Source organism: Pseudomonas nitroreducens, assembly GCF_010994165.1.
Classification (GTDB): domain Bacteria; phylum Pseudomonadota; class Gammaproteobacteria; order Pseudomonadales; family Pseudomonadaceae; genus Pseudomonas; species Pseudomonas nitroreducens.
In genome coordinates, this window is the sequence record NZ_WMBX01000004.1 from 617,685 (window position 1) to 630,051 (window position 12,367).

The 12,367-nt window shown below is 67.3% G+C and carries 11 protein-coding genes; 6 read left to right on the forward strand and 5 right to left on the reverse strand.

What is annotated here, in order from left to right; translation table 11 throughout:
- Window positions 1-42: 42 nt before the first annotated feature.
- The 3 genes from tsaC to GJV37_RS20495 form a co-directional block, all read right to left on the reverse strand.
- Window positions 43-600 (reverse strand): L-threonylcarbamoyladenylate synthase type 1 TsaC, encoded by a 558-nt coding sequence (gene tsaC / locus GJV37_RS20485; protein WP_084358473.1) that lies wholly within the window; start codon window positions 598-600, stop codon window positions 43-45.
- A gap of 41 nt (window positions 601-641) precedes the next feature.
- Complete coding sequence (gene dprA, locus GJV37_RS20490; RefSeq protein WP_084358474.1) at window positions 642-1,742, reverse strand: DNA-processing protein DprA; 1,101 nt, start codon at window positions 1,740-1,742, stop codon at window positions 642-644.
- Window positions 1,743-1,873: 131 nt separating this feature from the next.
- Window positions 1,874-2,899 (reverse strand): LysM peptidoglycan-binding domain-containing protein, encoded by a 1,026-nt coding sequence (locus GJV37_RS20495; protein WP_038803456.1) that lies wholly within the window; start codon window positions 2,897-2,899, stop codon window positions 1,874-1,876.
- Between the two features lie 138 nt (window positions 2,900-3,037).
- Here GJV37_RS20495 and def point away from each other — a divergent pair, with 138 nt between their 5' ends.
- The 6 genes from def to GJV37_RS20525 all read left to right on the forward strand — a co-directional run bounded on the left by def (window position 3,038) and on the right by GJV37_RS20525 (window position 9,228).
- Entirely contained in the window at window positions 3,038-3,544 is a 507-nt protein-coding gene (gene def / locus GJV37_RS20500) for a peptide deformylase (protein ID WP_024763655.1), read from the forward strand.
- A 54-nt stretch (window positions 3,545-3,598) separates the two neighbouring features.
- Window positions 3,599-4,558, forward strand: a complete 960-nt coding sequence (gene fmt, locus GJV37_RS20505) for a methionyl-tRNA formyltransferase (RefSeq protein WP_193452894.1) — start codon at window positions 3,599-3,601, stop codon at window positions 4,556-4,558.
- On the forward strand, window positions 4,555-5,865 hold the full coding sequence (rsmB, locus tag GJV37_RS20510) for a 16S rRNA (cytosine(967)-C(5))-methyltransferase RsmB (RefSeq protein ID WP_193452895.1): 1,311 nt from the start codon (window positions 4,555-4,557) through the stop codon (window positions 5,863-5,865). Before fmt ends, rsmB begins: the two co-directional genes overlap by 4 nt.
- A gap of 45 nt (window positions 5,866-5,910) precedes the next feature.
- Window positions 5,911-7,284, forward strand: a complete 1,374-nt coding sequence (trkA, locus tag GJV37_RS20515; RefSeq protein WP_024763653.1) for a Trk system potassium transporter TrkA — start codon at window positions 5,911-5,913, stop codon at window positions 7,282-7,284.
- A 127-nt stretch (window positions 7,285-7,411) separates the two neighbouring features.
- Window positions 7,412-8,863, forward strand: coding sequence for a TrkH family potassium uptake protein (locus GJV37_RS20520; RefSeq protein ID WP_037016202.1), 1,452 nt, complete (start codon window positions 7,412-7,414; stop codon window positions 8,861-8,863).
- A gap of 47 nt (window positions 8,864-8,910) precedes the next feature.
- Window positions 8,911-9,228, forward strand: a complete 318-nt coding sequence (locus tag GJV37_RS20525; RefSeq protein WP_193452896.1) for a tetratricopeptide repeat protein — start codon at window positions 8,911-8,913, stop codon at window positions 9,226-9,228.
- Between the two features lie 162 nt (window positions 9,229-9,390).
- Here the strand turns inward: GJV37_RS20525 and GJV37_RS20530 are convergent, their stop codons facing one another.
- Window positions 9,391-10,770 (reverse strand): aspartate aminotransferase family protein, encoded by a 1,380-nt coding sequence (locus GJV37_RS20530; protein ID WP_193452897.1) that lies wholly within the window; start codon window positions 10,768-10,770, stop codon window positions 9,391-9,393.
- A gap of 16 nt (window positions 10,771-10,786) precedes the next feature.
- On the reverse strand, window positions 10,787-12,244 hold the full coding sequence (locus tag GJV37_RS20535) for an NAD-dependent succinate-semialdehyde dehydrogenase (RefSeq protein WP_193452898.1): 1,458 nt from the start codon (window positions 12,242-12,244) through the stop codon (window positions 10,787-10,789).
- Window positions 12,245-12,367: the final 123 nt, after the last annotated feature.

Genomic DNA, 12,367 nt, shown 5'->3' on the forward strand with positions numbered 1-12,367 from the left:
AGCGAGCTTGCTCGCGAACCGGGTCGCGTCGTGGTGACCGGCTTATGACGGGCGAACGGTCTCGCCGGTGCGCAGGTCGCGGATCAGGCTGGGATTGCGGCGCCCGCCCAGGGCGCCGCCGAGCACGCCGTCCAATTCGCCCCGGAAGTACTGCTCGACGCGCAGGCGGCTGCGCGCGGCGGGGCGGCCGGCGGGGTTGGCCGATGTGGAGATCAGCGGGCCGGTGTAGCGGCACAGTTCGCGCACCAGCGGATGATCGGTGACGCGCAGGGCAACGGTCTCGTGCTCGCCGGTCACCCACTCGGGCAGGCGCCCCTGGTGCGGCACCAGCCAGGTGTTGGGGCCGGGCCAACTGGCGGCGAGCTTGTCCTGCCAGGTTCCGGGCAAGTCGTCGAGGAGGAAGTCGAACTGGCGGATATCGCCGGCCACCACGATCATGCCTTTTTCCACCGGCCGCGCCTTGATCGCCAGCAGGCGGTACACGGCGTCGGCGTTCCACGGGTCGCAGCCCAGGCCCCAGACGGCTTCGGTCGGATAAGCGATCACACCGCCATCGCGCACGACCTGAGCCATGCGCTGGGTACGCCAGTTGCTGTACATCGGGAACTCCTCGGATCTGCGATGCGCGGCAGTTTACGTGCTCAGGGAGCGCGATGCACCCAGACCCCAGCTTCGCAGGTAACCCGTCCGTCCAGCTCCAGTTCGGTCAACGCCACCAGTACGTCAGGCAACGCCAGGCCGCTGCGCAATGCCAGCTGCTCGCTGCTGTGTGGCGCGGCGCGGAGCAGGTCGACCAGCGGGTGGGGCGGCAGAGCCGGCGCGCGCTCCAGCGCCGACGCGCTGCGTGTCCAACCCTGCAGGCCGTCGAGGATGTCCTCGACTGTCTCCACCAGCGTCGCGCCCTGGCGGATCAGTTCGTGGCAGCCACGGGCGCCGGGATGATGGATCGAGCCGGGAATCGCATACACCTCGCGTCCCTGCTCAGCGGCCAGGCGCGCCGTGATCAGGGAACCGCTGGACGGGCTGGCCTCCACCACCAGGGTGCCCAACGACAGGCCACTGATGATCCGGTTGCGCCGGGGGAAGTTCGAAGCCTGGGGCGCGCTGTTCAACGGCAGCTCGGAAATCACGGCGCCGCCTTGCTCGACGATGCGTTTCGCCAGCCCGAGATGACGACGCGGATAGAGGCGCTCCAGGCCTGTACCCAGTACGGCGACGGTCTTTCCGCCGGCCTCCAGCGCACCTTCATGGGCTGCACCATCGATCCCCAGGGCCAGCCCACTGGTGATCACGAAACCGCCGCCGGCCAGGCTGCGAGCGAAGGCTCGCGCCGTATCTAGCCCCGGTTTGCTGGCCCGGCGGCTCCCGACCATCGCCAGTTGCGGCCGCTCCAGCAGGTTCGGCTCGCCGGCCAGGAACAGCAGCGGCGGCGCATCGCCCAGCTCGGCGAGCAGGGCGGGGTAGCCGGGTGCATCCCACATGACCAGATGATGTTCGGCGGCCTCCAGCCAGTGCAGCACCTCTGCTGCCTGCTCGCGGATGGACGCATCGCGGCGCGGTTCGGCGCAGGCGGCCGGCAACCCGAGCGAACGCCAGGCGGCCGCCGGCGCACTGAGTGCAGCGGACGCCGAACCGAAGGCCTCCAGTAGACGATGAAAGCGACGCGGTCCCAGCTCGGGCAGGGCGTGCAGGCGCAGCCGCGCTTCGAGCTCGGCGGGTGAAAGGGTCGGGGCAACGGGCATGGCGCAATCCTTGGCGTGCGGAAGACCCCCGGACTATGCCGCGCCGGCCTGGGCCTTCGCTGTCGGACCCTTCCGGATCACGCCCAACAAAAAACCCCGCCGGAGCGGGGTTTCTTCAAGTCACTTGCGCATCAGGGGTTCAGGACGCGGTCGTTGACTTCCAGCGAGCGGGTAGCGGTCAGCACCAGCCCGTAGCTCAGGCGGTTGTAGGTGCGGAAGACCATCACCAGGCCCGAGCGCTCGTCCGGGATCTTCACCATTTCGTCGGTGACACGATCGCGGACGGTCTCGCCCAGCTTGTAGATGGCCAGCACGTTGCCTTCGGCCAGGCCGTCGCGGGTGCCCTTGTCGATGGTCACCACATCGTACTTGCCGATCTGGGTCACGCCGCGCGGCACATCGATGATGGTGCCCTTGATCGGGGTGCTCGGCTCGCTGGGCATGAAGGTGGAGGTGATCGCGCGCTCCTCGGTGGGGAACAGTCGATCGCCCGAACGGACTTCCTGGGTGGTGCGGGTCAGCATCAGGGTGGCGACGTCGCCTTCCTTGGCCGTGACGTTGGCACCGCCTACGTCCATGGCGTCGATGCCCAGGACTTCGTTGGTCTCCGGGTCGGTGTAGACCTTGGCCTGGCGGAAGATGCCATAGCTGTTCTCTTCCGACAGCGAGTTACCGCGAGCGTAGGCACGGTCGCCGGCGCCGCTGATCACGCTCTCCTGGTCGCCAGCGACCACGTAGGGGGCGTTGGAGAAGTCGGCGTCGCTATCGACGATGCGGTTGGAAAGCAGGAAGGCGTTGATCTTGTCCAGCGGGATGGTCGGGATCGCCTCGGCGATCGGGGTGCTGCGCACCCGCGGCGACAGCTTGATGGTCCCGCGCGACTCGCCGCGATTGAGCATCAGGCGCGGCTGGCCATCGATGTACACCAGGCTCAGCACGTCACCCGGGTAGATCAGGTGCGGGTTCTGAATCTGCGGATTCACCTGCCAGATTTCCGGCCACTTCCACGGCTTGCTGAGGAACTTGCCGGAGATGTCCCAGAGGGTGTCGCCCTTCACTACGGTATAACGATCCGGATGGCCGTCCTTGAGCTGCACGGCAGCCTGCGCCACCCCGCCTGCGGCGAGCAGCAGCAGGGCGAGTAGTGTTTTCCTCATGCGGTGAATCCCTTTATTATGTGTACACATGAAACGCCTGGAAGCCGCCCCTACCGCGCTTTCCAGCCGTTTTTCGATGCTGCTCAGCATATTAGCAGCCGATTTTGACTTTATTCCACAAGTGCATCACAAACGCATATGGCCATTCTGAACATTCTCGAATTCCCCGATCCGCGCCTGCGGACCATCGCCAAGCCGGTCACGGTCTTCGATGACGCCCTGCGCACGCTGATCGACGATATGTTCGAGACCATGTACGAAGCGCCCGGCATCGGTCTGGCGGCGACGCAGGTCAACGTGCACAAGCGTGTCGTGGTGATGGACCTGTCCGAAGACAAGTCCGAGCCCCGGGTCTACATCAACCCCGAGTTCGACTACCTCACCGAGGAAATGGACCAGTACCAGGAAGGTTGCCTGTCGGTGCCCGGTTTCTACGAAAATGTAGACCGCCCGCAGAAGGTGCGGATCAAGGCCCAGGACCGCGACGGCAATTCGTTCGAGGAAGAGGCCGAGGGCCTGCTCGCCGTGTGCATCCAGCACGAATGCGATCACCTGAACGGCAAGCTGTTCGTCGACTACCTGTCCAACCTCAAGCGCGACCGCATCCGCAAGAAGCTGGAAAAGCAGCACCGGCAACAGGCGTGACCCCATCTCCCAAAGGCTTGCCCCGGCAAGCCTTTTCTTTTTGAAGAGCCCGATATGAGCCAAGCACTGCGCATCGTCTTCGCCGGCACCCCGGAATTCGCCGCCGAGCACCTCAAGGCCCTGCTGGATACGCCGCACGAGATCGTCGCCGTCTACACCCAGCCGGACCGCCCGGCCGGCCGCGGCCAGAAGCTGATGCCCAGCCCGGTCAAGCAGCTTGCCGTGGACCATTGCCTGCCGGTTCTGCAGCCGCCGACCCTGCGCGACCCAGCCGCCCAGGCGGAGCTGGCCGCGCTCAAGCCGGACCTGATGGTGGTGGTTGCCTACGGGCTGATCCTGCCGCAGGCGGTGCTGGATATCCCGGGCCTGGGCTGCATCAACAGCCACGCCTCGCTGCTGCCGCGCTGGCGCGGCGCCGCGCCGATCCAGCGCGCGGTGGAAGCCGGCGACGCCGAGAGCGGCGTCACCGTGATGCAGATGGAAGCCGGCCTGGACACCGGGCCGATGCTGCTCAAGGTCGGCACGCCGATTTCAGCCGAGGATACTGGCGGCAGCCTGCACGACCGCCTCGCCGAGCTGGGCCCGAAGGCGGTGGTCGAGGCCATCGCCGGCCTCGCCGCCGGTACGCTCAGGGGCGAGGTGCAGGACGATACCCTGGCCACCTACGCACACAAGTTGAACAAGGAAGAGGCACGCATCGACTGGTCGCGCCCGGCCGACGAGCTGGAGCGCCGCATCCGTGCCTTCACGCCGTGGCCGGTTTGCCACACCACGCTCGGTGACGCCGCGCTGAAAGTACTTGGCGCCAAGCCCGCGCCGGGCAAGGGCGAACCGGGCAAGATCCTCGACGCCAGCCGCGACGGCCTGCTGGTCGCCTGCGGGGAAGGCGCGCTGCTGCTGACCCGCCTGCAATTGCCTGGCGGCAAGCCGCTGGCCTTCGCCGACCTGTTCAACAGCCGCCGCGAACAGTTTGCCGCTGGCCAGACGCTTGGCCGGCAAGGGCCGGACGCATGAGTACCAATCCTCGCCTGGCGGCGGCCCGCGCGCTGGCCGCCGTGCTGGCCGGCCGCGCCTCGCTGGGCAGTTCGCTGCCGACCCAACTGGAGAACGTCGAGCCGCGCGACCGTGGCCTGGTGCAGGAGCTGGCCTTCGGCAGCGCCCGCTGGCAGCCGCGCCTGTCCACCCTCGCCGCGCGCCTGCTGCAGAAGCCGTTCAAGGCCGGCGACCGTGACGTCGAGGCGCTGCTGCTGGTCGGCCTGTACCAGCTGCTCTGCACCCGCATTCCACCGCACGCGGCCATTGGCGAGACCGTCGGCTGCGCGGACAAGCTGAAGAAGCCCTGGGCCAAGGGCCTGCTCAACGCCGTGCTGCGCCGCGCCCAGCGCGAGAGCGAAGCCCTGCTGGCCGAGGTCGACAAGGACCCGGCTGCACGCCTGGCGCATCCACGCTGGCTGCAGAAAGCGCTGAAGAAATCCTGGCCGGAGCAGTACGAGGCCATCTGCGCCGCGAACAACGCCCACCCGCCGATGACCCTGCGGGTGAACCGCCGCCACGGCAGCCGCGATGCCTACCTGGAAGAGTTGAACCGCGTCGGCTTCGAAGCGACCGCCTGCGAGTTCAGCCGTGACGGCATCAACCTCGTGCAGCCCTGCGACGTGCGCGAACTACCCGGCTTCGCCGAAGGCCGCGTCAGCGTGCAGGACGAAGCCGCACAGCTGGCCGCCGACCTGCTGGAACTGGCGCCGAACCAGCGCGTGCTGGACGCCTGCTGCGCTCCCGGCGGCAAGACCTGCCACCTGATGGAGGCCGAGCCCGCACTGGCTGGCGTGGTCGCCGTGGACCTGGAAGAAAGCCGCCTGGTGCGCGTGCGCGAGAACCTTGCACGCCTGCAACTCGATGCCCAACTGTTCGCCGCCGACGCCCGCGACACGGCCAAATGGTGGGACGGCAAGCCGTTCCAGCGCATCCTGCTGGATGCACCCTGCTCCGCCACCGGGGTGATTCGCCGCCATCCGGACATCAAGCTGACCCGCACCGCCGAGGACATCGAGGCGCTGGCGCAATTGCAGGGCGAACTGCTCGACGCGCTGTGGGCGACCCTCGAAGTCGGCGGCGTGATGGTCTACGCGACCTGCTCGGTGATGCCACAGGAAAACAGCGAGCAGATCGCCGCGTTCCTTGGTCGCACCCCCGGTGCCCGCGAGCTGGACCTGTCCGGGCCGTGGGGCCTGAAGCAGCCCCATGGCCGCCAGTTGCTGCCGCAGCAAGGCGGGCATGACGGGTTCTACTATGCCAAGCTGATCAAGATTTCGGCCAAGTAACAGGCGCCGACTCCCAACGGATCGAAACGGAAAGCACCCCGCTCCATGAAGATCATCATCCTCGGTGCCGGCCAGGTCGGCGGCACTCTGGCCGAGCATCTGGCCAGCGAAGCCAACGACATCACCGTGGTCGACACCGACGGCGAACGCCTGCGTGACCTCAACGATCGCCTGGACATCCGCACCGTCCAGGGCAAGGCCTCGTTCCCCACCGTGCTGCGCCAGGCCGGCGCCGACGACGCCGACATGCTGGTGGCGGTGACCAACAGCGACGAGGTGAACATGGTCGCCTGCCAGGTCGCCTACACCCTGTTCAACACCCCGACGCGGATTGCCCGCGTGCGCGAGGCGGCCTACCTGACCCGCGCCGGGCTGTTCGACAACGAAGCGATCCCGGTCGATGTGCTGATCAGCCCCGAACAGGTGGTGACCAACTACATCAAGCGCCTGGTGGAATACCCCGGCGCCCTGCAGGTGATCGACTTCGCCGAGGGCAAGGCACAGCTGGTGGGTATCCGTGCCTATTACGGCGGCCCGCTGGTGGGCCAGGAGCTGCGCCAGCTGCGCGAGCACATGCCCAATGCCGATACCCGCGTGGCGGCGATATACCGGCGCAACCGGCCGATCATCCCCCAGGGCGACACCGTGATCGAGGCCGACGACGAGGTGTTCTTCATCGCCGCCAAAGCCCATATCCGCGCGGTGATGGGCGAGATGCGCCGCCTGGAGGACAGCTACAAGCGGATCATCATCGCCGGTGGCGGCAACATCGGCGAACGCCTGGCCGAGGCCATCGAGAGCCGTTACCAGGTGAAGATCATCGAGATGAACCCGGCACGCTGCCGACACCTCTCGGACAACCTCGACAGCGCCATCGTGCTCCAGGGCAGCGCCTCCGACCGCGACCTGCTGCTGGAAGAGAACATCGGCGATACCGACCTGTTCCTCGCCCTGACCAACGACGACGAGGCCAACATCATGTCCTCGCTGCTGGCCAAGCGCCTGGGCGCGCGCAAGGTGATGACGCTGATCAACAACCCCGCCTACGTGGACCTGGTGCAGGGCGGCGAGATCGACATCGCCATCAGCCCGCAACTGGCCACCATCGGCACCCTGCTGACCCACGTGCGCCGCGGCGACATCGAGAGCGTGCACTCCCTGCGCCGTGGCGCCGCCGAGGCCATCGAGGTGGTCGCCCATGGCGACGCCAAGTCGAGCAAGGTGATCGGCCGCAGGATCAACGAAGTGCAGCTGCCGCCGGGCACCACCATCGGCGCGGTGATTCGCGACGACGACGTGCTGATCGCCCACGGCGAGACGAAGATCGAGTCCGGCGACCACGTGATCCTCTTCGTGGTGGACAAGAAGCGCATCCGCGACGTCGAGCGGCTGTTCCAGGCCGGCCTGACCTTCTTCTGATCGACCCGGGGCCGCCACAAGGCAGCCCTGCCAGCTAATTCCGAGGCTCTTTCAGACAGGTCCTACTGCGCCAGCCAGCCTCACTTGTCACCCTGCGCGGCCTGTTCCTGCTTGTCTGCCTCGGGTCATGCGCTACTCCTCCATCGGCCGAATCCTCGGCGTACTGCTGATGCTGTTCAGCGTTACGCACCTGCCGCCACTGCTCGTGGACCTGCACTACGCCGAGCGCTCCTGGCAGCCCTTCGCGCTGTCGTTCCTGGTCACCCTGCTGACCGGCTTCACCCTCTGGTGGCCATGCCGCCAGCACAAGCAGGACCTGCGCATTCGCGATGGCTACCTGGTTACGGCGCTGTTCTGGATCGTCCTGGGGTCGTTCGGCGCCTTGCCCTTCGCGTTGTCCGACGCACCGCACATGGGCCTGGTCGACTCGCTGTTCGAGTCCTTCTCGGGCCTCTCCACCACCGGTGCAACCGTGCTCACCGGCCTCGATGCATTGCCCCACGCCATCCTCTACTACCGTCAGCAGCTGCAGTGGCTGGGCGGCATGGGCATCGTGGTGCTGGCGGTGGCGGTGATGCCGATGCTCGGCATCGGCGGCATGCAGTTGTACCGCGCGGAGATGCCCGGGCCGCTCAAGGACCACAAGCTCTCGCCGCGTATCGCCGATACCGCCAAGACCCTCTGGCTGATCTACTGCGGCCTGACCCTCGCCTGCGCTCTGGCCTACTGGGCTGCGGGAATGAACCTGTTCGACGCCGTCGGCCACAGCTTCTCCACCATCGCCATCGGTGGCTTCTCCACCCACGATGCGAGCATCGGCTACTTCGACAGTCCGCTGATCGAGCTGATCTGCATGACATTCCTGGTGGTTTCCGGGATCAACTTCAGCCTGCACTTCCTCGCCTGGCGCCAGCGCAAGGTCAGCCACTACCTGAAGGACCCGGAATGCCGGGCCTACCTGGGCATCCTGCTGGTGCTGTTCCTGATCACCGCGGCAACGCTGATCCTCAAACACCACTACGACTCGCCCTTGCAGGCGATCCGCTACGCGGCGTTCATGGTGATTTCGGTGGCGACCACCACCGGCTTCGGTCTCGCCGACTTCAGCACCTGGCCGACCCTGCTGCCGTATCTGCTGCTCTACAGCACCTTCATCGGCGCCTGCGCCGGCTCCACCGGCGGCGGCATGAAAGTGATGCGCATGCTGCTGGTGTACCGCCAGGGCATGCGCGAATTCCTGCGCCTGCTGCATCCCAACGGGGTGTTCCTGGTCAAGCTGGGGCGGCGCACGGTCTCCGACCGCGTGGTGGAGTCGGTGTGGGCGTTCTTCTCCATCTACCTGCTGACCTTCGTGACCCTGATGCTGGTGCTGCTGGCCCTGGGCGTGGACCAGCTCACGGCGTTCTCCACGCTCGCCTCCTGCCTGAACAACCTGGGCCCGGCGCTGGGCGAAGCGGCCGTGCATTACGGCCATCTGCCGGGCAGCGCCAAGCTGGTGCTGAGCCTGGCGATGGTACTGGGGCGGCTGGAGGTATTCTCGCTGCTGATCCTGCTGACGCCCGCCTTCTGGCGCACATGAGGCACTGATCTTGGGGCAGAATGGCGACCTGCTGACGGAGACCCGCCATGATCGAATCACTGGAAAAGATGCTCGCCAAGGGCGTGGACAACTCGCTGCTGCGCTTCGGCCTGGGCAAGGGCTACCTGGATGCCGGCGACGCAGCGAGGGCCGCCGAGTACCTGCGCCGCTGCGTGGAGCAGGACCCGAAGTACTCCGCCGCCTGGAAGCTGCTGGGCAAGGCGCTGCAGGCCGAGGGAGACCTGGACGGCGCCCGCACCGCCTGGACCGACGGGCTGGCTGCCGCCCAGGCCCATGGCGATAAGCAGGCAGAGAAGGAAATGACGGTGTTCCTGCGCAAGCTGGACAAGGCAAAGGGCGCCTAAGCGCCCTTTTCGGTGCCGCCACGCAATCTGGTGCGGGATACCTGTAGGACCGAGGGGAGCGCCTAGCCCCTGCTCGCGAACGGACCTCCCGGCGGCTAGGGTGCCAAGCCCGTTCGCGAGCAAGCTCGCTCCTACAAAGAGCAATGCTCCTACGCAAAGTCTCTACAGCACCTCGGCAGCCACCGCATCCACTGCCGACCTGGCGATGCCGACGATCTCGTCCGCCTCGGCGCGAGTGAGCACCAGCGGCGGGGCGAAACCGAGGATGTCGCCATGGGGCATGGCGCGGGCGATCATGCCGCGCTCAAGGCACGCAGCCGACACCTTCGGGCCGACCTTCAGCGCCGGGTCGAAGGGCGTGCGAGCCTCGCGGTCGGCCATGAATTCCAGCGCGGCCAGCATGCCGTCGCCGCGCACTTCACCCACCAGCGGGTGGCCCTCGAAAGTCTGGCGCAGTTGCTGGTTCAGGTAGCCGCCGATCTCCGCGGCGTTGGCGGTGATGTTCTCCCGTTCGAGGATGTTCAGGTTGGCCAGCGCCGCCGCGGCGCAGATCGGGTGGCCGGAGTAGGTCCAGCCGTGGCCCATGGCGCCTTCGCGGCTGGACGCGCTATCGATCACGTCCCAGACCTTCTCGCCGACGATCACCGCCGACAGTGGCGCATAGGCGCTGGTCAGGCCCTTGGCCGTGGTGATCAGGTCCGGGCGCATGCCGTAGCGCTGGCTGCCCATCTTGTCGCCGACGCGACCGAAGGCGCAGACCACTTCGTCGGCAATCAGCAGCACGTCGTACTTCGCCAGCACCGCCTGGATCGCCTCCCAGTAGCCCTTGGGTGGGACGATGATGCCGCCGGTACCCATCACCGGCTCGCCGATGAAGGCGGCCACCGTATCCGGGCCTTCGGCGAGGATCAGGTTTTCCAGCTCCTGGGCGCAGTGGCGGACGAAGCTCGCTTCGTCCATGCCCGCCGGCGCCTTGTAGAAGTGCGGGCACAGCGTGTGCTTCACGCCGTCCACCGGCAGGTCGAAGTGCTGGTGGAAGCTCGCCAGCCCCGTGAGGCTGCCGGTGACGATGCCCGAGCCGTGGTAGCCGCGCTGGCGCGAGATGATCTTTTTCTTCTGCGGCCGGCCCAGCACGTTGTTGTAGTAGCGCACCAGCTTGACCTGGGTTTCGTTGGCGTCGGAGCCGGAGAGGCCGTAGTAGACCTTCTTCATGCCGGACGGCGCCCAGTCGCGGATGATCCGCGCGGACAGCTCGATGATCGCCTCGGAAGAGTGCCCCACGTAGGTGTGGTAGTAGGCCAGCTGCGTGGCCTGTGCATGGATGGCGTCGGCGACTTCGGTGCGGCCGTAGCCGATGTTCACGCAGTACAGGCCGGCAAAGGCATCGAGCAGCTCGCGCCCCTGGTGATCGCGAATGCGCACGCCGGAGGCACCGGAGATGATCCGCCCCGGCAGCGCGCCGCTGGCGTGATCGTGGGCGTGGGTCGAGGGGTGCATGAAGTGCGCGCGGTCCTCGATGAACAGCTTGGCGTAGTCGGTCATGGCGATGGTCTCCCGGTCAGATGGCGCCGTGGTGCAAGGCGAAGTACTTGGTTTCGACGAAGGGCTCGAAGCCCTCGCTGCCGCCTTCGCGGCCCAGGCCAGAGGCCTTCATGCCGCCGAAGGGAATGGGGTGGCCGGTGAACTTGGCGCCGTTGACCGCCACCATGGCGAACTCCAGGCGCCGCATCAGCGGCCAGAGGTGATCCAGGCGTTGCCCACACAGGTAGGCGGCCAGGCCGTATTCGGTGTCGTTGGCCTGCCGGACGGCTTCGTCCAGGTCGTCGTAGGCGCTCACACCGGCAATCGGCGCGAAGTTTTCTTCGCGCCAGATACGCATCTGCGGGGTGACGTCGGCCAGCACGGTTGGCTGGTGGAACCAGCCGCCGAGTGCATGGGGTTCGCCGCCGGCGAGCAGGCGCGCGCCCTGGTCGACGGCGTCCCGCACGCGCTCGCAGGTGACGTCGAAGGCGCCCTGGTGCATCAGCGGGCCGATCTGGCTGCGCGCATCACTGGCCGGGCCGACGCGCAGCTCACGCACGGCGCGGGCGAAACGCTGCAGGAAGGGCTCATAGAGTTCGCTGGCGACCAGGATGCGGTTGGCCGCGCAGCAGTCCTGCCCGGAGGTCTGGAACTTGGCGTCGAGGGCGAACTTCACCGCCTGCTCCAGATCGGCGTCCGGCAGGACGATGAAGGGCGCGTTGCCGCCCAGCTCCAGGGCGACTTTCTTCACGTCGCGGGCGGCGGCTTGCAGCACCAGCTTCCCCACGCGGGTCGAGCCGGTGAAGCTCACGGCGCGCACGCGGCTGTCGCCGACCAGGGTTTCCATGGCCATCTGCGGCTCGCCCAGCAGCACGTTGAACACGCCGGCGGGGAAGCCGGCTTCTTCGGCCAGCTGTGCCAAAGCGAACGCGGAATAAGGCGTCTCGTGGGCCGGCTTGACCACCACGCTGCAGCCCGCGGCGAGGGCGGCGGCGGCCTTGCGGGTGATCATCGCCGAGGGGAAGTTCCACGGCGTCAGCAGCGCGGCGACGCCCACCGGCTCGACCACCGTGCCCAGGTGCGCATTGGGGATGTGGCTGGGGATGTTGCGGCCGTTCAGCCGCCGAGCCTCTTCGGCGAACCAGGGGATGAAGCTGGCGGCGTAGTCGATCTCGCCAAGGGCCTCGGCCAGCGGCTTGCCCTGTTCCAGGCTGAGGATCTGCGCAAGGTCGTCGCGGTGCAGGAGGATCAGTTCGGCCCAGCGGCGCAGCAGGGCGCCACGCTCATCCAGGCTGCGCGCTCGCCAGGCCGGGAAGGCCGCGGCGGCAGCGTCAATGGCGCCGACGATCTGTTCGCGGTCGAGCAGCGGCACGTGGCCGATGGCTTCGCGGGTTGCGGGGTTGTCGACGGCGATGCTGGCGCCGCTGGCGCTGTGCAGCCAATGGCCGTTCACGTAGCAGAGCGACTTGAACAGCAGGGGATGGGCGTAGGACATGGCGGCGGCTCCTGGGCGGATGGCATGGGAACCATCCTAGGGGCCGCGGGCGCGCGGTTTTTTCCTAAGCGGGGGACGGCGGCGGCAAATCTTTTTGCAGTTCTGCCGCCGCTGTTGGGCTTT